Annotated in this window: 19 protein-coding genes; 1 reads left to right on the top strand and 18 read right to left on the bottom strand. The window is 69.1% G+C overall.

The annotated features are described in order from the left end of the window. Window positions 1-24 precede the first annotated feature (24 nt). Window positions 25-2,106, bottom strand: a complete 2,082-nt coding sequence (locus BM004_RS01425) for a tetratricopeptide repeat protein (protein ID WP_093210838.1) — start codon at window positions 2,104-2,106, stop codon at window positions 25-27. Window positions 2,107-2,257: 151 nt separating this feature from the next. Here BM004_RS01425 and ruvC point away from each other — a divergent pair, with 151 nt between their 5' ends. Then, a complete protein-coding gene (ruvC, locus tag BM004_RS01420; protein ID WP_093126097.1) occupies window positions 2,258-2,806 on the top strand; it encodes a crossover junction endodeoxyribonuclease RuvC in 549 nt (182 codons plus the stop codon). A gap of 60 nt (window positions 2,807-2,866) precedes the next feature. On the opposite strand, the gene BM004_RS41325 is transcribed toward ruvC, so the two are convergent. The 17 genes from BM004_RS41325 to mraZ form a co-directional block, all read right to left on the bottom strand. Beyond that, a complete protein-coding gene (locus tag BM004_RS41325; RefSeq protein WP_177206311.1) occupies window positions 2,867-3,043 on the bottom strand; it encodes a hypothetical protein in 177 nt (58 codons plus the stop codon). Between the two features lie 14 nt (window positions 3,044-3,057). Continuing rightward, window positions 3,058-3,981 carry a UDP-3-O-acyl-N-acetylglucosamine deacetylase gene (gene lpxC / locus BM004_RS01415; RefSeq protein WP_177206308.1) on the bottom strand — a complete coding sequence of 308 codons (924 nt, stop codon included), beginning with the start codon at window positions 3,979-3,981 and terminating at the stop codon, window positions 3,058-3,060. Between the two features lie 250 nt (window positions 3,982-4,231). Continuing rightward, complete coding sequence (gene ftsZ / locus BM004_RS01410; protein WP_093126103.1) at window positions 4,232-5,449, bottom strand: cell division protein FtsZ; 1,218 nt, start codon at window positions 5,447-5,449, stop codon at window positions 4,232-4,234. A 170-nt stretch (window positions 5,450-5,619) separates the two neighbouring features. Continuing rightward, entirely contained in the window at window positions 5,620-6,849 is a 1,230-nt protein-coding gene (ftsA, locus tag BM004_RS01405; protein WP_093210834.1) for a cell division protein FtsA, read from the bottom strand. Window positions 6,850-6,877: 28 nt separating this feature from the next. Next, window positions 6,878-7,666 (bottom strand): cell division protein FtsQ/DivIB, encoded by a 789-nt coding sequence (locus tag BM004_RS01400; RefSeq protein ID WP_093210832.1) that lies wholly within the window; start codon window positions 7,664-7,666, stop codon window positions 6,878-6,880. A gap of 2 nt (window positions 7,667-7,668) precedes the next feature. Beyond that, window positions 7,669-8,640: a D-alanine--D-alanine ligase gene (locus tag BM004_RS01395; protein ID WP_093210830.1), complete on the bottom strand. Its 972-nt coding sequence runs from the start codon at window positions 8,638-8,640 to the stop codon at window positions 7,669-7,671. Further along, window positions 8,637-10,118: a UDP-N-acetylmuramate--L-alanine ligase gene (gene murC / locus BM004_RS01390; protein ID WP_093126114.1), complete on the bottom strand. Its 1,482-nt coding sequence runs from the start codon at window positions 10,116-10,118 to the stop codon at window positions 8,637-8,639. The genes BM004_RS01395 and murC overlap by 4 nt, the downstream gene beginning before the upstream one ends. Beyond that, complete coding sequence (gene murG / locus BM004_RS01385; RefSeq protein WP_093126117.1) at window positions 10,115-11,179, bottom strand: undecaprenyldiphospho-muramoylpentapeptide beta-N-acetylglucosaminyltransferase; 1,065 nt, start codon at window positions 11,177-11,179, stop codon at window positions 10,115-10,117. The genes murC and murG overlap by 4 nt, the downstream gene beginning before the upstream one ends. Next, on the bottom strand, window positions 11,176-12,474 hold the full coding sequence (gene ftsW / locus BM004_RS01380) for a putative lipid II flippase FtsW (protein ID WP_093126120.1): 1,299 nt from the start codon (window positions 12,472-12,474) through the stop codon (window positions 11,176-11,178). The genes murG and ftsW overlap by 4 nt, the downstream gene beginning before the upstream one ends. Continuing rightward, complete coding sequence (murD, locus tag BM004_RS01375; RefSeq protein ID WP_093210828.1) at window positions 12,471-14,795, bottom strand: UDP-N-acetylmuramoyl-L-alanine--D-glutamate ligase; 2,325 nt, start codon at window positions 14,793-14,795, stop codon at window positions 12,471-12,473. The genes ftsW and murD overlap by 4 nt, the downstream gene beginning before the upstream one ends. Window positions 14,796-14,802: 7 nt before the next feature. Then, the gene (mraY, locus tag BM004_RS01370; RefSeq protein ID WP_093126125.1) at window positions 14,803-15,981 is read right to left on the bottom strand and encodes a phospho-N-acetylmuramoyl-pentapeptide-transferase; all 1,179 of its coding nucleotides are present in this window, start codon (window positions 15,979-15,981) and stop codon (window positions 14,803-14,805) included. A 15-nt stretch (window positions 15,982-15,996) separates the two neighbouring features. Continuing rightward, on the bottom strand, window positions 15,997-17,424 hold the full coding sequence (gene murF / locus BM004_RS01365) for a UDP-N-acetylmuramoyl-tripeptide--D-alanyl-D-alanine ligase (RefSeq protein ID WP_093126127.1): 1,428 nt from the start codon (window positions 17,422-17,424) through the stop codon (window positions 15,997-15,999). After that, a complete protein-coding gene (locus tag BM004_RS01360; protein WP_093126130.1) occupies window positions 17,421-18,989 on the bottom strand; it encodes a UDP-N-acetylmuramoyl-L-alanyl-D-glutamate--2,6-diaminopimelate ligase in 1,569 nt (522 codons plus the stop codon). The genes murF and BM004_RS01360 overlap by 4 nt, the downstream gene beginning before the upstream one ends. Before the next feature lie 2 nt (window positions 18,990-18,991). Beyond that, on the bottom strand, window positions 18,992-20,746 hold the full coding sequence (locus BM004_RS01355) for a peptidoglycan D,D-transpeptidase FtsI family protein (RefSeq protein ID WP_093210826.1): 1,755 nt from the start codon (window positions 20,744-20,746) through the stop codon (window positions 18,992-18,994). Further along, on the bottom strand, window positions 20,743-21,120 hold the full coding sequence (ftsL, locus tag BM004_RS01350; RefSeq protein ID WP_093210824.1) for a cell division protein FtsL: 378 nt from the start codon (window positions 21,118-21,120) through the stop codon (window positions 20,743-20,745). The genes BM004_RS01355 and ftsL overlap by 4 nt, the downstream gene beginning before the upstream one ends. Before the next feature lies 1 nt (window position 21,121). Beyond that, window positions 21,122-22,045, bottom strand: a complete 924-nt coding sequence (gene rsmH, locus BM004_RS01345) for a 16S rRNA (cytosine(1402)-N(4))-methyltransferase RsmH (RefSeq protein WP_093210822.1) — start codon at window positions 22,043-22,045, stop codon at window positions 21,122-21,124. Between the two features lie 8 nt (window positions 22,046-22,053). Further along, complete coding sequence (mraZ, locus tag BM004_RS01340; RefSeq protein WP_013539433.1) at window positions 22,054-22,482, bottom strand: division/cell wall cluster transcriptional repressor MraZ; 429 nt, start codon at window positions 22,480-22,482, stop codon at window positions 22,054-22,056. Between the last annotated feature and the right edge of the window lie 15 nt (window positions 22,483-22,497).

Raw genomic sequence — 22,497 nt, 5'->3', positions numbered from 1 at the left:
GTTCAGGCCTTGCGCAGGCCTCGCTCAGGCCTTGCGCCGCACCACGCGGTCGAACGCCTCCTTCGCCTTGCGGCCCAACGCCTTGGCCTTCAGCGCCTGCAACTCGCGCGTCAGGCGCGTGCGCTGCTCGGCCGACAGCGCGGTGCCGAAGCGGCCGAGTGCCTGCTCGAGCGTCGCGCGCTGCGCCTCCACCCGCCCCTGCCGGCCTTCGGCCTCGGCCAGCCATTCGCAGGCGTTGGCCACGCGCTCGCGCAAGGCCGCATCGCCCGAATCGCCGAAGCGCGCGATGAGCACGCGGTACGCCTTGGCCTGCCCCGCCGTGTCGCCCAGCTTGTCGAGCGCCTTGGCCTTGTTGATCATCGACTTGGCGGCCCACAGCTGCAGCACGTTCTCGCGCGCCACGGCCGTGCGCGCGATCACCTCGTCGTAGCTCGCCACGGCCTCGGCGAGCCGGCCGGCCTGGCGCAGCGTCGCGCCCTTGCGGAACAGCGCACCGGCCACGCGCCCGCGCAGGTCGGGCAGCTCGGAGTTGCCCCAGCGCGCCACGATCTGGTCGTGCACGCGCATCTCGTCCTCGGGCCGCCCGAGGCGATCGAGCGCGGTGCTCTTGTATTGCAGGCACAGCGCCACCTGCTCCTGCATCTCGGTCGCGGCATCGGCGCCGTAGCGCGCGTCCATCGCATCGGCGGCCTCGATCACCTCGTCGAAGCGCGACAACGCCACCAGGCAGAAGGCCTTGTGCACCAGCGAACGCGCGCACTGGCGGCGCAGCTCGGGGTGCAGCGACGCGGCGTGCGCCGCGAGCACCTCGTCGAACAGCGCGATGGCTTCGAGCGACTCGCCCGCGTCGCCATGCCTGCGGCCTTCCTTGACCTTGTCGCGCACCTCGTCGCGCAGTTCGATCGACAGTTCGCCGGCATCGGCCGGGCCGGCCTTGCGCAGGCGCTTCAGGCAGGACTGCCGCCCCGCCGTCGCCTTGGCCCGCATGTCCTGCAGCTCGGGCGCTGCGGCATCGCGCAGCGTGTGCATGAGCTTCTCGTACACGCCCAGCGCGTCGTCGGCGCGCGCCAGTTGCTCGAGCAGCACGTGGCCCTTGTTCAGCAGCGTGCTGGCCACGGTGCGCTGCACCACGGCGTCGGTGTCGCGCGCGAAGGTGGCCAGCAGCCGGTCGCAGGCCGCCAGCGCGGCTTCGCCGTCGCCCTGGTCGCGCAGGCCCACGGCCCAGTCGTAGGCGCGCACCACGGCCATGCGGCGCACCTGCGACGAAGCGTCGCGGCCATAGCGTTCGAGCAGCCAGCCGACCAGCTCGGCGCGGCGCGCCTGCTCCTCGAGGCCGAGGCCGTCGAAGAACAGGGTCAGCGCCCGCACGCCTTCCAGGCGAAGCTCGGGCGCGGCATCGGCCAGCCCGGCCTCGATCTGGTCGGCCACCTGCAGGCACAGCACCTGTGCCTGCGTGTGCTGCGCCAGTTCGCGCAGGTTCAGCACCGAGGCCAGGCGCGCACGCGCCACGCGCAGCACCACGGCGGGGTCGGTGCTGCCGTCGAAGCGCTCGATGGCCGCGTCCAGCGTGGCAATCGCGTCCTGCGGCAGGCCGCGGTGGTGGTTGATCTCGGCCTTGAGCAGGCGCGCATCCACGCGCCATGCATCGAACGCGGCATCGGCCTGCGCGTCGAGCTGCTCGCTCATGAAGTCACAGGCTTCGCAACGCGCGGCCGGCTCGTCGATGAGCCAGGTGCGCTGGTACAGCGCATGGGCGATGTGCTCGCGGATCTCGGGCTCGCCGCGCTGGCCGTGCGCCGCAACCAGGCGGTCGAGCGTGGCCAGCGCGTCGGCCGGGCGATGCAGCTGGCGCAGCATGTGCGCGAGCAGGCGCAGCGCCTGGCAGCACGGCACCACCACGGCGGGCTCGGGCATGCCGCCGAATTCCTCGATCAGGCGGCTGCAGGCGGCCAGCGCCTCGGCGCGCCGGCCGAGGTCGTTCAGCAGCTCCGCGCGGCGCAGGCTCGCGGCGGCGCGTTGGGCGCGCTCGCTGGGGTGTTGCAGGCGCTCGATCAGGGCCTGTGCGTCATCCAGTTGCTGCTGCGCGGAGGACTCGACTACATTCACATTCGCTTCCTTGTGTGGCACGCCCCGCGCGCAACGGGGGCGGACTGTACGGACCGGGGCGCATTCTGCCCGCGATCGAACGGCTTTCGAGCCCCGTGCCGCAGCTCTTTCGACTCTCTTTACCCGGGCTTAGGCCTTTACGTTTCCTTTCATGCGCATTCTTGGCATCGACCCCGGCTTGCAGACCACCGGCTTCGGCGTGGTCGACTCGGACGGCCATGCGCTGCGCTATGTCGCCAGCGGCACCATCAGCACCCGGCACCTGGGCAGCGGCAACCTGCCGGCGCGCCTGAAGGTGCTGTTCGACGGCATCGCGGAAATCACCGCGCGCTACCAGCCCGATGCGTCGGCGGTGGAAATCATCTTCGTCAACGTCAACCCGCAGTCCACGCTGCTGCTGGGCCAGGCGCGCGGCGCGTGCGTGACGGCGCTGGTCACCCACAACCTCTCGGTGGCCGAGTACACCGCGCTGCAGATGAAGAAGGCCGTGGCGGGCCACGGCGGCGCCGCCAAGGCGCAGGTGCAGGAGATGGTGCGCCGCCTGCTCGACCTGCCCGGCGTGCCCGGCGCCGACGCGGCCGACGCACTGGGCATCGCCATCACGCATGCGCAGGTGGGGCGTTCGATGGCGCGGCTCGCGGAAGCGGCGGAACTGTCGAAGACGCATGCCGGCACGTACCGGCAAGGGCGCTCGCGCTGAGTCTTTTGACCTGCGCCCGCTCCCCCTGGGGAGTTTGGGTGAGGGCGCGAGACGGGAAACTCAGGCGATGCGCTCGGCGATCAGCACCGCGAAGAAGCCGAACGCCGCCAGCAGCGTCCACTTCAACACGGTCCAGCCGAAGCGCCGGTACTTGACCTGGCCCGTGCCGGCATAGAACGCGAAGCTCACGCCCGCCACCAGCAGGAGCAGCAGGATGGCCCAGCGAAAAAGAAGCATCGTGGAAGCGCGGCCTACCAGGCGCGCGCGACTTCGCCGAAACCGCGCGGTGCGCGCTTCTCGTCCTCGAAGGTCACGACTTCGTAGGCGTCGCTGTGCGAGAGCAGTTCGCGCAGCAGCTTGTTGTTCAGCGCATGGCCCGAACGGAACGCGGTGTACGCGGCCAGCAGCGGCTTGCCGATGATGTACAGGTCGCCCATGGCGTCGAGGATCTTGTGCTTCACGAACTCGTCGTCGTAGCGCAGGCCGCCGGCATTGAGCACCTTGGTGTCGTCCATCACGATGGCGTTGTCCAGGCCGCCGCCGAGCGCGAGGCCCTTGCTGCGCATGTACTCGACTTCCTTGGTGAAGCCGAAGGTGCGCGCGCGTGCGATGTCGCGGCTGTACGAGCCGGTGCCCAGGTCGAACTCCACGCGCTGGCCGGTGGAGTTCACCACGCGGTGGTCGAAGTCGATCTCGAAGCTCAGCTTGTAGCCGTGGTACGGCTCCAGGCTCGCCCACTTCTCGTTGGCGCCCTCGCCTTCGCGCACCTCGACCTTGCGGGTCACGCGGATGAAGCGGCGCGGCGCCTTCTGCAGCGCGATGCCCGCGCTCTGCAGCAGGAACACGAAGGACGAGGCCGACCCGTCGAGGATCGGCACTTCGTCGGCCGTGATGTCGATGTAGAGGTTGTCGATGCCCAGGCCCGCGCAGGCCGACATGATGTGCTCGACGGTCTGCACCTTCGCGCCGCCGGTGGAGACCGTGGACGCCAGGCGCGTGTCGGTGACCGACTCGGCCGTCATGCGGATCTCGACCGGCTCGGGCAGGTCGACGCGGCGGAACACGATGCCCGTGTCGGCCGGGGCCGGTCGCAGGGTCAGCTCCACGCGCTGGCCGCTGTGAAGCCCCACGCCCACGGCGCGGCTGATCGACTTGAGGGTTCGTTGTTGCAGCACGCCGGGGATTTTAGGCGTGCGCCGGGCGTGACGCCCTATGCCCTTCGCTATGGCACCGATAGACATGGGTTCTCTGAAAAGGCCCGGCGATGGACGCAAGGGACACGAAGCGAACGCAGCGCCTAGAGCCAGCGGAAGTCCCTTTCAGGTCTTCCCTGTGCCCCTTGCGAACCTTCGTGTCCTCTGCGTCTGGCCGAGTTCGCCCCCCCGAAGGTCTCGCGCGAGACCTTCGAACGGGGGGCTTCTTCTCTCAATCTGCCTGGCGGCGCAGGAAGGCCGGGATCTCGAAGTCGTCCATGCCGCCCGAAGACAGCGCGTCCACCTTCGCTGCGGCCATCGTGCGGTTGGTGCGCCACACGCTGGGAACGGCCATGCCGTCGTAGTTCGGCTGGCTGCCGTGGCCGCCACTGCTGGCGTGACCCACGCCACCGAGCGTCGGCACGGTGAACGCGATGTTGTCGGTGCCGGTGCGGATCACTTCCAGCGTCGGAGCCTGGCGGCGTGCGTCGGCACGCGACAGGCCCGTGGCCACCACGGTCACGCGCATTTCGTCGCCCAGGGTGTCGTCGTAGGCGGCGCCGTAGATCACGTGCGCGTCCGGCGAAGCGTAGGCGCGGATGGTGTTCATCGCGAGCTTCGACTCGTTCAGCTTCAGCGAGCCCTTCGATGCCGTCACCAGTACCAGCACGCCCTTGGCGCCCGACAGGTCGATGCCTTCGAGCAGCGGGCAGGCCACGGCCTGTTCGGCGGCGATGCGCGCGCGGTCCGGGCCGGCTGCGGCAGCCGTGCCCATCATGGCCTTGCCGGGTTCGCCCATCACGGTGCGCACGTCTTCGAAGTCGACGTTCACGCCGCCGTACTCGTTGATGATTTCCGAGATGCCGCCCACGGCGTTCTTCAGCACGTCGTTGGCTTGCGCGAAGGCTTCGTCCTGCGTGACGTCTTCACCCAGCACGTCGAGCAGCTTCTCGTTGAGCACCACGATCAGCGAGTCGACGTTGGCTTCGAGCTCGGTCAGGCCCGCGTCGGCGTTGGTCATGCGACGGCCGCCTTCCCAGTCGAAGGGCTTGGTCACCACACCCACGGTGAGGATGCCCATTTCCTTCGCGACGCGTGCGATCACGGGTGCGGCGCCGGTGCCGGTGCCGCCGCCCATGCCGGCCGTGATGAACAGCATGTGCGCACCGTCGATGGCCGCGCGGATGTCGTCCACCGCGAGCTCGGCCGCTTCACGGCCCTTGTCGGGCTTGCTGCCGGCGCCGAGGCCGCTGGTGCCGAGCTGGATGATCTTGTGCGCGGTGCTGCGTTGCAGTGCCTGTGCGTCGGTGTTCGCGCAGACGAACTGAACGCCCTGCACACCACGCTCCATCATGTGGGCGACTGCATTGCCGCCGCCACCGCCGACACCGATCACCTTGATCTGCGTGCCCTGATTGAACTCTTCGACTTCGATCATTTCGATGGTCATTTTTAACTCCTTGAATCTTGCAGTTGCCGTTGTGTATCTATGAATATTTCTTGTGCCGTGACGAGATCAACGATGCGAGCGTCAGGATGGTGGACCTGTGCGTCGCCATCGCTCGTTGAAATGCAGGGGTGGGCTGCCACGCGCGAGCCACAGTGGAGACTTGATCATCGTCAGAAATTCCCCACGATGAAGTCCTTGAAACGTCCGAATGCAGTCTTTACCGACCCATTCTTCTGTGCGACCTTGAAGCCACGCATGCGCGCGAAGCGAGCCTCTTCGAGAAGGCCCATGACTGTAGCGGCGCGAGGCTGCGCGACCATGTCGGACAACGCGCTCGAATACTTCGGAATGCCGCGCCGCACCGGCTTCAGGAAGATGTCTTCACCGAGCTCGACCATGCCGGGCATCACCGCGCTGCCGCCCGTGAGCACCACGCCCGACGACAGCACTTCCTCGTAGCCCGACTCGCGCACCACCTGCTGCACGAGCGAGAAGATTTCCTCGATGCGCGGCTCGATCACACCGGCCAGCGCCTGCTTGCTCAGCATGCGCGGACCGCGGTCGCCCAGGCCCGGCACTTCGACTTGCGATTCGGGGTCGGCCAGCAGTTGCTTGGCGTAGCCGTGCTCGACCTTGATGTCTTCCGCGTCCTTGGTGGGCGTGCGCAGCGCCATCGCGATGTCGCTCGTGATGAGGTCGCCCGCGATCGGGATCACGGCCGTGTGGCGGATCGCGCCGTTGGTGAAGATCGCCACGTCGGTCGTGCCCGCGCCGATGTCCACCAGCACCACGCCGAGCTCGCGCTCGTCTTCGGTCAGCACCGCCTGGCTCGAGGCCAGCGGGTTCAGCATCAGCTGGTCGACCTCCAGGCCGCAGCGGCGCACGCACTTGATGATGTTCTCGGCCGCGCTCTGCGCGCCGGTCACGATGTGCACCTTGGCTTCCAGGCGCATGCCGCTCATGCCGATCGGCTCCTTCACGTCCTGGCCGTCGATCACGAATTCCTGCGGCTCCACCAGCAGCAGGCGCTGGTCGCTGGAGATGTTGATGGCGCGCGCCGTCTCCACCACGCGGGCCACGTCCGCGGGCGTCACTTCCTTGTCCTTCACCGCCACCATGCCGCTGGAGTTGATGCCGCGGATGTGGCTGCCGGTGATGCCTGTGTACACGCGGCTGATCTTGCAGTCGGCCATCAGCTCGGCCTCCTTCAGCGCCTGCTGGATGCTCTGCACCGTGGCGTCGATGTTCACCACCACGCCGCGCTTCAACCCATTGCTCGGCGCAACGCCGAGGCCGGCCAGCTTGAGCTCGCCGCCGGGCAGCACCTCGGCCACCACCACCATGACCTTGGCGGTGCCGATGTCGAGTCCTACGACCAGGTCTTTGTATTCTTTGGGCATTGATATGTCCTCGATTCCTCGGTATTCGCTACTTGATTTTTCTTGGGGCCTCTGGCGAGACCGTGGTGACGCCGCGCAGCCGCAATGCATACGCGTCGTTGTGGCGCAGATCGGCGCCTTCGACATCGGCCACCGAGCGCCGGTACTGGCCCGCGACCTGGGTCACGGTCTTCAGGAACCGCTGCAGCCGGGCCGTCACCTCTTCGCTCTGGCCGCGGCCCAGCTCGATCTCCGCGCCGCTGTCCAGCACCACCTTCCAGCTGCCCCGGCTCGACAGCGTGAGCTCGTCGATGCTGAGTTCGTAGGGCTGGAACTGCGGCTGCAGCACGCGGTACATGCCCAGCACCTGGCCGGCCTGCTCGATGGGTCCGTCCAGGCGCGGCAGGTTGTCGTCGACCTCGGCCACGTTGGCCTCGAACACGTCGCCGAAACCGTTGATGAGCTTGGAGCCCGCGTCGTCGCCCCAGGTGGCCACCGGCACCTGCTCGGTCAGCGTCACGCGCAGCTTGTCGGGAAACTCGCGCCGCACCACCGCGCTGCGCACCCACGGCACCGACTCGAAAGCCGCGCGCGCACGCGCCAGGTCGATGGTGAAGAAGTTGCCCTTGAGCTGCGGCGCCACGTTGGCGCGCAGCGTGACCGCGTTGTTGTGCGTGACCTCGCCGTCCACCTTGATGCCGCCGATGGGGAAGAAGGGCTGGCGCAGCACCCACCAGGCGCCCGCCGCAAGCAGCATGAGCGTCACCATCACGAAGGCGATGTTCGCGACGATGTTCATGAGCTTGACGTCGAAGGGCGCGGGGATGCTGTCGGCCATGGCTATTGCGAGCCTCCCGTTGCGTCGAGCGCGGCCGAGGCCAGCACGCGCAGGCACAGGTCTTCGTACGCGATGCCCGCGGCGCGGGCCGACATCGGCACCAGCGAATGGCTGGTCATGCCCGGCGAGGTGTTCATCTCGAGCAGGAAGGGCTTGCGGTCGCTGGCGCGGATCATCACGTCGGCGCGGCCCCAGCCGCGGCAGCCCAGCGTGCGGTAGGCCGCCAGCGTGATGCGCTGGATCTCGTGCTCTTCCTGCGCGGGCAGGCCGCTCGGGCAGTGGTACTTCACGTCGTCGGTGAAGTACTTGTTCTGGTAGTCGTAGGCACCCTCGGGCGCGGCGATGCGCACCACCGGCAGCGCGCGCGCGTCGAGCCCGAAGCCCAGCACGGCGCAGGTCACTTCTTCGCCTTCGATGAACTCCTCGCAGAGCACGTCGGCGTCGTATTTGGCGGACAGCGTCACCGCGTCCTGCATCTGCGAGTAGCCCTCGACCTTGGTCACGCCGATGGAGGAACCCTCGCGCGGCGGCTTCACGATCAGCGGCAGGCCCAGCACGTCGGGCACGGCCATGACCTGCTCGCGGCTTTGCTGGTCGAAGGCCAGGCGCACGTACTTGGGCGTCGGCAGGCCGTCGGCCTGCCAGATGCGCTTGGTCATGACCTTGTCCATGGCCACGCTCGAGGCCATCACGCCCGAGCCGGTATAGGGAATGCCGAGCAGCTCGAGCGCGCCCTGCACGGTGCCGTCTTCGCCGTGGCGGCCATGCAGCGCCACGAAGCAGCGCGCGAAGCCTTCGCGCTTGAGGTCGGTCAGCTCGCGCTGCGACGGGTCGAAGGCATGCGCGTCGACGCCGCGCGAACGCAGGGCCTCGAGCACGCCGGTGCCCGACATCATCGAAATCTCGCGTTCGGCGGAACTGCCGCCGAACAGCACGGCCACCTTGCCGAAGAGTCTGGGGTCCTGAAGGCTCATTCGGCCCTCCCTTTGCGCGAATCGCGCTGCGATGTTGAAGGGGCGGCGGCCGTCGCCGTTGTGGCAGCGGCCCCCGCGCCGAGTTCGACCACCTTGCCCGGCACCGCGCCGATCGAGCCGGCGCCCATGGAGAGCACCACGTCGCCCGCGCGCGCGTTGTCGAGGATGGCGCGCGGCATGGCGGCGATGTCGTCGACGAACACCGGCTCCACCTTGCCGGCCACGCGCAATGCGCGCGCCAGCGTGCGGCCGTCGGCGGCCACGATGGGCGCCTCGCCGGCGGCATAGACCTCGCCCAGCAGCACTGCGTCGGCCGTGCCGATGACCTTCACGAAGTCTTCGAAGCAGTCGCGCGTGCGGGTGTAGCGGTGCGGCTGGAACGCCAGCACCAGCCGGCGGCCCGGGAACGCGCCGCGCGCCGCGGCAATGGTGGCGGCCATCTCGACCGGATGATGGCCGTAGTCGTCGATGACGGTGAAGGTGCCCGCGGCGCCTTCACCCTGCACGCTCACGTCGCCGTAGCTCTGGAAGCGGCGGCCCACGCCCTTGAAGCCGGCCAGTCCGCGCTGCACGGCCTCGTCGGGAATGCCCAGCTCCACCGCCACGGCGATCACCGACAGCGCGTTGCGCACGTTGTGCTCGCCCGGCAGGTTCAGCACGATGGGCAGGTCGGGCAGCGTCACACCGTTGCGGCGCTGCGCCGTGAAATGCATCTGGCCGCCGACGGCGCGCACGTCGATGGCGCGCACCTGGGCGTCCTCGCCGAAGCCGTAACTCGTCACGGGGCAGGTCACCTGGGACACGATCTCGCGCACGGCCGCGTCGTCGGTGCAGAGAATGGCCACGCCGTAGAAAGGCATGCGGTGCAGGAAGTCGACGAAAGCCTTCTTCAGCTTCGCGAAGTCGTGCCCGTAGGTTTCCATGTGGTCGGCGTCGATGTTCGTGACCACCGCCATCACGGGCAGCAGGTTCAGGAACGAGGCGTCCGATTCGTCGGCCTCCACCACGATGTAGTCGCCGCTGCCGAGCTGCGCGTTGGCGCCGGCGCTGTTCAGGCGCCCGCCGATCACGAAGGTCGGGTCCAGGCCCGCGGCGTCGAGCACGCTCGCCACCAGGCTGGTGGTGGTGGTCTTGCCGTGCGTGCCGGCAATGGCGATGCCCTGCTTCAGGCGCATCAGCTCGGCCAGCATCACCGCGCGCGGCACCACCGGAATGCGCTTCTCGCGCGCGGCCAGCACCTCGGGGTTGTCCGGCTGCACGGCGGTGGACGTGACGACCGCGTCGGCGCCCTCGATGTGCGCGGCCGCATGGCCCACGAAGGTGCCGATGCCCAGGCCCGCCAGCCGGCGCAACGTGGCGCTGTCGGCCAGGTCGGAACCGGTGATGCGGTAGCCGAGGTTCAGCAGCACTTCGGCGATGCCGCTCATGCCCGAGCCGCCGACGCCGACGAAATGGATGTGACGAATCGCGTGCTTCATCTGGCAAGCTCCTCGCAGGCGCGGACGACGGCGTCCACGGCTTCGGTCTTCTGCATGGTCTTGGCCTTGGCGGCCTTGTCGATCAGCGCGTTGCGCCCGGTTTTCTGTAGCAAATCAGCCAGCAATTCAGGAGTGAGGTCGGCCTGCTGCACGAGCCATCCGCCGCCCGCGTCCACGAGGAAGCGCGCGTTGGTGGTCTGGTGGTCGTCGACCGCCGAAGGGAAAGGCACGAACAGCGCTGCTGCGCCGACGGCCGCGATTTCTGTGACGGTGCTGGCGCCTGCGCGCGCGACGATGATGTCGGCGTCCGCATAGGCCTGCGCGGTGTCTTCGATGAAGGGCGTGAGCTCGCCCTCGACGCCGGCGGCCGTGTAGTTGGCGCGCAGTTCGTCGATCTGCTTGGCGCCGCTCTGGTGCAGCACCTGCGGACGCGTCTCGGGGGCGATGCGCGCGAGCGCCTGCGGCACCACGGTGTTCAGCCCGCGCGCGCCGAGGCTGCCGCCGACCACCAGCAATTTGAGCGGCCCGGTGCGGCCCGCGAAACGCGCGGCCGGGTCGGGCTGCGAAGTGAAGGCGGCACGCAACGGGTTGCCCACCCACTGCGCCTTCTTCAGCACATCGGGGAAGGCGGTGAACACGCGATCGGCCACGCCCGCCAGCACCTTGTTGGCGAGGCCGGCCACCGAGTTCTGCTCGTGCAGCACCAGCGGCTTGCCCATGAGCACGCCCATCATGCCGCCCGGGAAGGTGATGTAGCCGCCCAGGCCCACCACCACGTCGGGCTTCACGCGGCGCACCACGCCCAGGCTCTGCCAGAAGGCGCGCAGCAGGCGCAGCGGCAGCAGGAACAGCGTGAGCGGGCCCTTGCCGCGCACGCCGCCGAACTGCACCGGCTCGAAGGCGAAGCCGCGCGGCGGCACCAGCTTTTCCTCCATGCTGCCGGGCGCGCCCAGCCAGTGCACGCGCCAGCCGCGCTCGCGCAGGGCCTCGGCCACCGCGAGTCCGGGGAAGATGTGGCCGCCCGTGCCGCCGGCCATGACGAGTGCCGTGCGGCCGGTCATACGCGGCCTCCCCGCATCAGCACGCGGTTCTCGTAATCGATGCGCAGCACCACGGCCAGCGCCACCATGTTCATCAGGATGGCCGAGCCGCCGAAGCTCATCAGCGGCAGGGTCAGGCCCTTGGTCGGCAGCGCGCCCAGGTTCACACCCATGTTGATGAAGGCCTGGAAGCCGATCCACACGCCCACGCCCTGCGCCACGAGGCCGGAAAACACGCGGTCCAGCGCGATGGCCTGGCGGCCGATGTGCATGATGCGGCGCGTGAGCCAGAGGAACAGGCCGATGATCAGCAGCACGCCGACCAGGCCGAACTCCTCGCCGATCACGGCGAGCAGGAAGTCGGTGTGCGCCTCGGGCAGCCAGTGCAGCTTCTCGACGCTGCCGCCCAGGCCCACGCCGAAGATCTCGCCGCGCCCGATGGCGATCAGCGAGTGCGACAGCTGGTAGCCCTTGCCCAGCGCGTGCTCCTCGCTCCACGGATCGAGGTACGCGAAGATCCGCTCGCGGCGCCACGGGCTGGTGGCCACGATGGTGCCGAAGGCCACCACCACCAGCGCGGCGATCACGAAGAACATGCGCGCATTCACGCCGCCCAGGAACAGGATGCCCATGGCGATCACCGCGATCACCATGAACGCGCCCATGTCGGGCTCGGCCATCACCAGCATGCCGACCACCACCACCGCGATGCCCATCGGCAGCACGGCGCGGAAGAAGCGCTCCTTGATCTCCATCTTGCGCACCATGTAGCTGGCGGCGTAGAGCACCATCGCGAGCTTGGCCAGCTCCGAGGGCTGGAAGCGCATGAAGCCCATGGGCAGCCAGCGGCGCGCGCCGTTCACGTTGATGCCGATGTGCGGAATGAGCACGGCCACCAGCAGCAGCAGCGACGCGATGAACAGCCACGGCGCGGCGCGCTCCCAGGTCTTCATGGGAATCTGGAAGGCCAGCAGCGCGGCGATGAAGGCGAACGCCACCGAGGCCGCGTGCCGCGTGAGGAAGTACGAGGCGCTGTAGCCGGCGCGCGCGAAGCGCGGGTTGTCGGGCAGCGCGATGGAGGCCGAATACACCATGATCAGGCCCCAGGTCAGCAGCGCGACCGTGACCCACACCAGCGCCTGGTCGAAGCCGAGCACGCGCATCGGCGTGGCCTTGGTCTGCGCGACGCCGGCGCCGCCCAGCCGCACGGGCAGGTGCACGGGCAGCGCGTCGATGCCGCTGCGCGCGCGCCTGAACCAGCCGCTGAAACGGCTGGTGCGGGTGTTGGGCGTGGCGCCCGCGGCGGCAGAGTTCAAAGCGGTTCCTCCGTCGAATCGGACGCAAGGCCTTCCACCAGGCCGCGCGGGCTGTCTTCCCAGGCCTGCACGGCCTCGCGGAACACGTCGGCGCGGTGCGCGTAGTCCTTGAACATGTCGAAGCTCGCACAGGCCGGTGACAGCAGCACGGCGTCGCCCGGGTTGGCGCGCGCGCCGGCGAGCTTCACGGCCTCGTGCATCGAAGCCGCGTGCATCAGCGAGACACCGGTCGAGGCCAGCGCGGCCTCGATGAGCGGCGCGTCGCGCCCGATGAGCACCACGGCGCGCGCGTACTGGCGCACGGGCGCGGCGAGCGGATCGAAGTCCTGCCCCTTGCCTTCGCCGCCGAGGATCACGACCACGCGGCGCTCTTCACCCAGGCCGTTCAGCGCGGCCACGGTGGCGCCCACGTTCGTGCCCTTGCTGTCGTCGAAGTACTCGACCTCGTCGACGATGGCGATGGGTTCCACGCGGTGCGGCTCGCCGCGGTACTCGCGCAGGCCGTAGAGCATCGGGCCCAGCGGGCAGTCTGCGGCGCTGGCCAGCGCGAGCGCGGCCAGGGCGTTCATGGCGTTGTGGCGGCCGCGGATGCGCAGCGCATCGGCGGGCATCAGGCGCTGCAGGAAGATCTCTTCCTCGACCACGGCGCCGCGCTTGCGTTTCTGCGTTTCGTCGGCTTCCAGCGCGCGCACCAGCCAGGCCATGCCGTTGACGCGCTCGATGCCGTAGTCGCCCGGGCGCAGCGGCATGGCAGAGCCGAAGGTGACGTGCGTGCGCACCTGCGGACGCTGCAGCTTGACGCGCAACGGCGGGGGCAGCATGGCCATCACGCCGTCGTCGTCGCGGTTCAGGATCATCAGCCCGCGCGCGCCGAAGATGCGCGCCTTGGCCGCCGCATAGGCCGGCATGCCGCCGTGCCAGTCGAGGTGGTCCTGCGTGAGGTTGAGCACGGTGGCGGCGGTAGGCTCGAAGCCCTGCACGCCGTCGAGCTGGAAGCTCGAGAGCTCGAGCACCCACACGTCGGGCAGCGTGTCGGCGTCCATGTGCGCGGACAGCGTGTCCAGCAGCGTCGGGCCGATGTTGCCGGCCACGGCCACGGTCTTGCCGGCGCGCTCGACCAGCTGGCCGGTGAGCGAGGTGACGGTGGTCTTGCCGTTGGTGCCGGTGATGGCCAGCACGGCGGGCGTGTAGCCCTTGGGCGCTTCGGGTGCGGGCGGCTCGGCAGCCGGCGCCAGCACGAGCTGCTGCGACTCTTCTTCCACCGCCGCGGAGGCCGGGTTGGTGGCGGAGAGTTCGGCGATCTTGGCGACGAACTCCGCGGCCTCCTTCGCGGCCGTGGGGACGTAGGGCTTGCCGGTGCTGGGCAGGCGGGAGACGGTCGCGGCCGCGGGCGCACTCGCTGGTGCGGCCGTGGATGCCTGTTCGGGCGAAGCGGCAGGGGCTTCAGGCGCCTCTGGCGATCCGGGTGTTTCGGCCGCGGGGGCTTCGGTCGCTGCTTCTTGCGACACAGCGTTCGCGTCAGCGGTCACGGGAACGGCCGGCTCGGGCGTTGCTTCGCCAGCGACAGGCTCGGCCGGTGCTTCAGGCACTTCCGATGCTTGCGTTGGCACAGGCACAGGCACGGCCACGCTGATCGACGGATCGCGCGGCATCGCTTCGGCCATCGCGGGCGCCGTCGGCTCGGGCTGGGCTTCGGCAGGCTGCGCGGCTTGGGTGGCTTCCACCGGCTCGGCGGGCACCGCCTGTAGTTCGGCCGGTTCGGCCGGCTCGACAGCTTCGGGCGTCTCGGGTGCCGCGACCACTTCAGGCGCCGACGCCTCGACCGGTGCCGGCACGTCCGGCTGCGCGGCTTCGGGAGCCGTTTGAGCTGCGGGCTCTGCTTCTGCTTCTGCTGCTTGTGCCTCGGCTTCGACTTCGGCTTCAGGCTCGGCTTCGACTTCGGCTTCAGGCTCGGCTTCGACCACCGGCACTTCGACGGTCTGCAGATCCAGCAGCGCGCGCGCGAACAGGTCGAGCTCGCCACCGACCGGCAGGCCCATGGCCCGCGCCGCATCGGCCACCGGCGCGATGGCTTCGGGTGACAGGCCCGGCGAGCGGTACACGGCGCGAATCGGCGTGCCTTCGACCAGCGCGGCCGAGAACGGGCCGCCGACGAAGGTCACGCCGGGCAGCTCGGCCTTCAGCGTGGCCAGCGACGCCGGCGCCTCGCGCGTGTCCGCCACGGTCACGACCGCGCCGTGGCGCGCGCACCAGCGCGCCATCGCCAGCCCGGACGCACCGAGGCCGAGGACGAGAACGGGGAGGTCTTTCAGATGCCGCATGTTCGCGTTACCGCAGCTTCAACGTCGAAAGACCCACGAGGCACAGCAGCATCGTGATGATCCAGAAGCGCACCACGACCTGCGTCTCGCGCCAGCCGCTCTTCTCGAAGTGGTGGTGCAGCGGCGCCATCTTGAGCACGCGGCGGCCTTCGCCGTAGCGCTTCTTGGTGTACTTGAAGTACATCACCTGCGCCATCACCGAGATCGCCTCGACCACGAAGATGCCGCCCATGATGAAGAACACGATCTCCTGGCGCACGATGACCGCGATGGTGCCCAGCGCGCCGCCCAGCGCCAGCGCGCCCACGTCGCCCATGAACACCTGCGCCGGGTGCGTGTTGAACCACAGGAACGCCAGGCCCGCGCCGGCCATGGCCGAGCAGAACACCAGCAGCTCGCCCGAGCCCGGGATGTTGGGGAACAGCAGGTACTTGGAGTACACCGCGCTGCCCGTGACATAGGCGAACACGCCCAGCGCCGAACCCACCATCACCACCGGCATGATCGCCAGGCCGTCCAGCCCGTCGGTGAGATTCACGGCGTTGCTCGCGCCCACGATCACCAGGTACGTGAGGATCACGAAGCCGATGCCGCCCAGCGGGTAGCTCACTTCCTTGAAGAAGGGCACCAGCAGGTTGATCTTCGGCGGAAAGTCCAGGTCGAAGCCCGACTGCACCCAGGCGAAGAACAGCTGCAGCACGCGCCAGTTGGAGCTCTCGGAAATGCTGAACAGCAGGTAGAAGCCGGCGATCAGGCCGACCACCGACTGCCAGAAATACTTCTCGCGCGAGCGCATGCCTTCCGGGTCCTTGCGCACCACCTTGCGCCAGTCGTCGACCCAGCCGATGGCGCCGAAGCCCATGGTGACCCACAGCACGATCCACACGAACCGGTTCGACATATCGAACCACAGCAGCGTGGCGAAGGCGATGGCGAACAGCACCAGCACGCCGCCCATGGTGGGCGTGCCGCTCTTGGTCAGGTGCGTTTCCATGCCGTAGCCGCGCACCGGCTGGCCGATCTTGAGCGCGGCCAGGCGGCGGATCACGAACGGGCCGGCCACCAGGCCGACCACGAGCGCGGTCAGCGCGGCCATCAGCGCGCGGAAGGTGAGGTACTGGAAGATGCGCAGGAACCCGAATTCGGGCGACAGCGTCTGCAGCCATTGGGCCAGCGTCAGCAGCATGTGTTTTCGCGCGGCTCATGCGTCATGACCGGCCTCCTTTTGTTGTTGTGCCTCGATGGCTTTCACTGCGCGTTCCATCTTCATGGAGCGCGATCCCTTGACCAGCACGCTGCCGACCTGCGGCAGGCGTGCGAGCACGGCGGCGCCGAGGGCGTCGAACGTATCGAAATGGCGGCCTTCGGCACCGGCGCCGAACGCGGTGACGGTGTGCGCCGTCGCGTTGCCCAGCGTGTAGACCGACTCGATGCCGCGCTGCCGCGCCCAGTCGCCGACTTCGGCGTGGAACTCCGGCGAACGGTTGCCCACCTCGGCCATGTCGCCGAGCACCAGCAGGCGCGGGCCCGGCAGGGCGGCGAGCACGTCGATGGCGGCAATCACGGAATCGGGGTTGGCGTTGTAGCTGTCGTCGACCAGCGTGATCGCATGGCCGCCGGCCAGCACCACCTGCCCGGCGCGCGAGCGGCCCTTGACCGGCTCGAAGGCTTCGAGGCCGGCCGCGATGGTTTCCGTCGACACGCCGGCAGCCAGCGCGCAGGCGGTGGCCGCGAGCGCGTTCACGACGTTGTGGCGGCCCGCGATGTGCAGCCGCGTGGTGAACACACCCAGCGGCGTGCGGATGCGCACGGCCCATGCGCCCTGCGCCCATTCGGCGCTCTCCAGCGAGATGTCGGCGTCTTCGGACTCGCCGAAGCTCATGCAGCGGCGCGAGCCGGAGCCGCGCGCCATGTCGGTCCACAGCGAGGTGAAGGTGTCGCCGTGCGGGAACACGGCCGTGCCGTCTTCGGGCAGCACCGCGAACACGGAGGCGTTTTCCACGGCCACGGCTTCGACGCTGGCCATGAACTCCTGGTGCTCGCGCTGCGCGTTGTTCACCAGCGCGATGGTCGGGCGCGAGATGGCGGCCAGCCGCGCGATTTCGCCCGGATGGTTCATGCCCAGCTCGATCACCGCGCGGCGGTGCTCCGCGCGCAGGCGCAGCAGCGTGAGCGGCACGCCGATCTCGTTGTTGAAGTTGCCGGCCGTGGCCAGCGCGCGGTCGCTGCGCACGGCGAACAGGATGGCCGCGATCATCTGCGTGACCGTGGTCTTGCCGTTGCTGCCGGTGACGGCGATGAGCGGCAGCTCGAACTGCGCGCGCCAGCCCGCGCCGAGCGCGCCGAGCGCGGCCAGCGAGTCGCTCACCTCGAGCCCGTCGAGGCCGGCGGCTTGCAGGCCGCCATGCGCGATGGCCGCCACGGCGCCCTGCTTCTTCGCGTCGGCGAGGAAGTCGTTGGCGTCGAAGCGCTCGCCCTTGAGCGCGACGAACAGGTCGCCGGCCGCGAGCGTGCGCGTGTCGGTGTGCACGCGGGCGATGACGCGCGAGGCGTCACCCACCAGGCGCGAACCCGGAATCCATTGCTGCACCTGGGCCAGCGTGAGGTCGAGGGCCGTCGTGTCGGTCATGCCGCACCTCGCAGGGCCAACGCGTCCAGCGCGTGCGCCTTGTCGGAAAACTCGATGCGCTGGCCGGCAATTTCCTGCCAGGCCTCGTGGCCCTTGCCGGCGACGAGCACCACGTCCTGCGGCGCGGCCTGCGCGATCACGTCGGCAATGGCCATGCCGCGGTCGGGCTGCACCTGCGCCGCGTCGGGGCGCGAGAAGCCGCGCAGCACCTGGCTGATGATCGCGTCGGGCTTTTCGCTGCGCGGGTTGTCGCTGGTGACGACCACGCGGTCGGCCTGGCGTTCGGCCACGGCGGCCATCATCGGGCGCTTGATCGGGTCGCGGTCGCCGCCGCAGCCGAACAGGCACCACAGCGCGCCGCCGCGCTGCCTGGCCAGCGGGCGCAGGCCGATGAGGGCCTTGTCGAGCGCGTCGGGCGTGTGGGCGTAGTCGACCACGACCAGCGGTGCGCCTTCGCCGGTGCCGGCGCGGTCCATGCGGCCCGGCACGCTCGTGAGGTTGGCGCACGCGGCCGCCGCCTGCGCCAGCGTGAGGCCGAGCGCCCGCAGCGTGCCCAGCACGCCGAGCAGGTTGGCCACGTTGTACTGGCCGATGAGGCCGGTCGACAGCCGCTCCACCGCGGCGCTGCCGTGCTCGGCCACCGAGAACTGCAGCCCCTGCGCGTCGTAGCCGACGTCGCGCGCCATCAGGCGGGCGGGCTTGCCGTCGGCCGAGACGGTCCACACGTCGAGCGCGCCGATGCCGGCGTCGATCAGGTTCGCGCACAGGCTGGCGCCGTGCGTGTCGTCGATGTTGATCACCGCGGCGCGCAGGCCGGGCCAGCGGAACAGCTCGGCCTTGGCCTGCCAGTAGGCGTCCATGCTGCCGTGGTAGTCCAGGTGGTCCTGCGTGAAGTTGGTGAACACGGCCACCGCGATCTGCGCACCGTCGAGGCGGCGCTCGGCGATGCCGATGGACGAGGCCTCGATGGCGCAGGCGCCGAAGCCGCGCTCGACCAGCGAACGCAGCTCGCGCTGCATCATCACGGGGTCGGGCGTGGTCAGGCCGGTGTAGGTCAGCTCGGGCGGCACGCCGATGCCGAGCGTGCCCATCACCGCGCAGGGCGACGGCGCGTCGCGCTGCATGGTGCCGTCGGGCTTCATCACGCGCACGCCGCCCGCCGCCCGCAGCGTGGAGAGCGACTCGGCCAGCCACCAGGCGGTGGAGGTCTTGCCGTTGGTGCCGGTCACGGCCAGCACGTCGAGCAGCACCGAGGGGTGGTCGTAGAAGGCCGCGGCGATCGGGCCGGTGGCGGCCTTGAGGCCGGGGTAGCTCACGATGCGGGCGTCGTCGACGAGCGCGGCGTCGAAGCCGAAGGCCTCGACGCCTTCGTGCTCGACCAGGCACACCGCGGCGCCCTGCGCCAGCGCGGCGGCCACGTGCTTGCGCCCGTCGGTCGCGGCGCCGGGCCAGGCGATGAAGACATCGCCCGCGCCCACGGCGCGGCTGTCGGCGTGCAGCGCGGCCTGCGGCGCGCGCTCCTTGAGCCAGGCCGCGGCCAATGGGGGGGAAGTGAAGGTCAGCATGTTCAGAAGCTCTCGTCGACGCCCTGCGTCATCACAAGCGGTTTGACCGCCAGGTCGGGCGGTACGTTCATCATGCGCAGCGTCTGCTGCACGACTTCGCTGAACACGGGGGCTGCTGCCAGCCCGCCGAAATACTGGCCGTCGGTCGGCTCGTCGATCATCACGGCCACGATGATGCGCGGCTTTTCGATCGGTGCCATGCCAGTGAACCACGCACGGTATTTGTTACTCGCGTAACCCTTGCCAACCTGTTTGTGCGCCGTGCCCGACTTGCCGCCTACCGAATAGCCGACCGTCTGCGCGCGCGTGCCGGTGCCGCCCGGGCCGGCAGCCATCTGCAGCATCTTGCGAACGGCCAGTGCGTTGGACGGCGAGAACACGCGCACGCCGACCGGCGGCTCGGTGTTCTTCAGGATGGTGACGGGAATGAGCGAACCGTCGTGCGCGAACGAGGTGTACGAATGCGCCATCTGGAACAGCGACGCCGACAGGCCGTAGCCGTAGGCCATGGTGGCCTGCTCGACCGGCTTCCAGGTCTTCCAGGGACGCAGGCGGCCGGTGACGGCGCCGGGGAACTGGATCTGCGGCTTCTGGCCGTAGCCCAGCGCGGTGTAGGTGTCCCACATCTCGTGCGGGGTCATCTTCTGGGCGATCTTGAGCGCGCCGACGTTGCTCGACTTCTGGATCACGCCCTCGACCGTCAGCGTGCCGTAGTTGTGCGTGTCGCTGATGGTGAAGCCGCCGATCTGGAAGCGGCCGGGCGCGGTGTCGATCAGCGTCGAGGGCTTCACGCGGCCGGCTTCCATCGCCATGCCGACCGTGATGGGCTTCATGGTCGAGCCGGGCTCGAAGGTGTCGGTCACGGCGCGGTTGCGCAGCTGCTCGCCGGTGAGGTTCTGGCGCTTGTCGGGCACGTAGCTCGGGTAGTTGGCCAGCGCCAGCACTTCGCCCGTGATGCTGTCGAGCACCACCACGCTGCCGGCCTTGGCCTTGCGCGCCGTCACGGCGTCGCGCAGCTTCTGGTACGCGAAGAACTGCACCTTGCTGTCGACGCTCAACTGGATGTCCTTGCCGTCCAGCGGCGGCACGGTGTCGCCCACGCCTTCGACCACGCGCCCCAGGCGGTCCTTGATGACGCGGCGCGACCCGGCCTTGCCGGCCAGGTCCTTGTTGAACGCGAGCTCGATGCCTTCCTGCCCGCTGTCTTCCACGTTGGTGAAACCGACCACGTGCGCGGCGGCTTCGCCTTCGGGGTACTGGCGCTTGTATTCGCGGCGCTGGTACAGGCCCTTGATGCCGAGCGCGGCAATCTGCTTGGCGATGGGCTCGTCGACCTGGCGCTTGACCCACACGAAGGTCTTGTCCTCGTCCTCGAGCTTCTTGTCGAAGTCCTTCTGCGGCATCTCGAGCAGCTTGGCCACCTGCTTGAGCTTGGCGCGCACCTCGGGGTCGTCGCGTTCGATGTCTTCGGGAATGGCCCAGATGCTGGGCGCCACCACGCTCGACGCGAGGATGAGCCCGTTGCGGTCGAGGATGCGGCCGCGGTTGGCCGGCAGCTCGAGCGTGCGCGCAAAGCGCACTTCGCCCTGGCGCTGGAAGAAGCTGTTGTTCAGCACCTGCACGTACGCGGCGCGGGCCGCCAGCATGACGAAGCCCAGCGCGATGCCGGCCACGATGAACTTGCTGCGCCACACCGGCGTCTTGCTCGCGAGCAAGGGGCTGGTGGTGTAGCGCACGCTGCGGTTGTCGCCGGTCATCGTGCGGACCTCGCTGCGGTGGCCGGCCTGGCAACGGGCTTGGCGGTGGGCCTGGCCGCCGACGTGACGGGCACGACCGGTGCCACCGGGGCCACGGCCGGGATCACCGAGCCGTCGGGGCGCACGTACTGCGTGATGGCCGGCGAGGTGGTGCGCATCTGCAGCTGCTCCTTGGCGAGCTTTTCCACGCGCAGCGGCGTGGCCTGGGCGCGCTTCTCGACCTGCAGGCGGTCACGGTCGAGCTCCAGCCTGCGGGCTTCCTGCTGCGCGCGGTCGAGCTCGGTGTAGAGCTGGCGCGACTGGTACTGCGTATGCACCAGGAACAATGCCGTCGCAATGACGGCCAGCATCAGCAGCAGGTTCACACGGGCCATGTCAGTCGGCCTCCGTGCGTTCGGCCACGCGAAGAATGGCGCTGCGCGAGCGGGGGTTGCCGCGCACTTCCTCTTCGGACGGCTTGATGCGCTCCAGCGCGCGCAGCTTCATCACCTTGGGCGCGGCAAACGGCGCACGGCGGTCGTAGACCTCCTTGGAGTGCTTCGCGATGAACTGCTTCACGATGCGGTCTTCCAGCGAGTGGAAGCTGATCACCGCGAGCCGGCCGCCGGGCTGCAGCACGGACAGGCTCGCTTCTAGCGCCTGTTGCAGCTCTTCAAGCTCGGCGTTGATGAAAATCCGAAAAGCCTGAAATGTGCGCGTTGCAGGGTTCTGGCCCTGCTCGCGGGTTTTGACCGTGCCAGCCACGAGCTCGGCCAGTTCGGTGGTGGTTGAAATTGGGCCCCGTTCTTGTCGGCGAGCAACAATCGCCTTTGCAATCTGAACAGCAAACCGTTCTTCGCCATAGTCACGGATCACCTCTGCAATCTGCTGAAGTTCGGCTGTCGCCAGCCACTCGGCCACGCTCTCGCCGCGCGTGGTGTCCATGCGCATGTCGAGCGGGCCGTCGAAACGAAAACTGAAACCGCGCACCGGGTTGTCGATCTGGGGCGAGCTCACGCCCAGGTCCATCAGCAAGCCGGTGACGCTCGCGTCGGGCAGCTCGCCCAGCGAACGGAATCCCTGGTGCCGGATGGAAAAACGCGCATCGGAGATGCGCGCTGCTTCGGCCACTGCTTCCGCATCCTTGTCGAATGCGATCAGCCTGCCCTGCGGCCCCAGCCTGGAGAGGATTGCGCGCGCATGCCCTCCCCGCCCGAAGGTGGCGTCCACGTAGGTGCCGGAGGCTTCCGTGCTGCCTGAAAGAAGAGCTTCCACCGCTTCGTTCAGCAAGACGGTCGTATGGGTCCATGGGGTGTTCACGTGAGTCCTCAGAACGCGAAGTCCTGAAACACATCCGGCATCTCGCCCTGGGTGGCCTCAGCCTCCTTGGCCTCGTACGTGGCCTTGTCCCAGAGTTCGAAGTGGTTGCCCATGCCCAGCAGCAGGGTGTCGCGCGCAATGCCGGTGGCCGCGCGCAGTTCGGGCGACACCAGGATGCGGCCGGTGCCGTCCATCTCGACGTCCATGGCATTGCCCAGGAAGACGCGCTTCCACCACTGTGCCGACATCGGCAAGGCGGCGATGCGTTCGCGGAATTTTTCCCATTCGGGACGGGGGAACACCATCAGACATCCGTGCGGATGCTTGGTGATCGTGAGCTGGCCGCCTGCCGTGGCGCTCAGGACGTCGCGATGCCGGGTCGGCACGGAGAGCCGCCCCTTGGCATCCAGACTGAGCGATGAAGCGCCTTGAAACACGACCACGAAACCCCT

Origin of the sequence: Variovorax sp. OK212, assembly GCF_900112425.1 — a bacterium.
Classification (GTDB): domain Bacteria; phylum Pseudomonadota; class Gammaproteobacteria; order Burkholderiales; family Burkholderiaceae_C; genus Variovorax.
The sequence above is the reverse complement of the archived record's forward strand: the minus strand, read 5'-3'. Positions and strand labels throughout refer to the sequence as shown.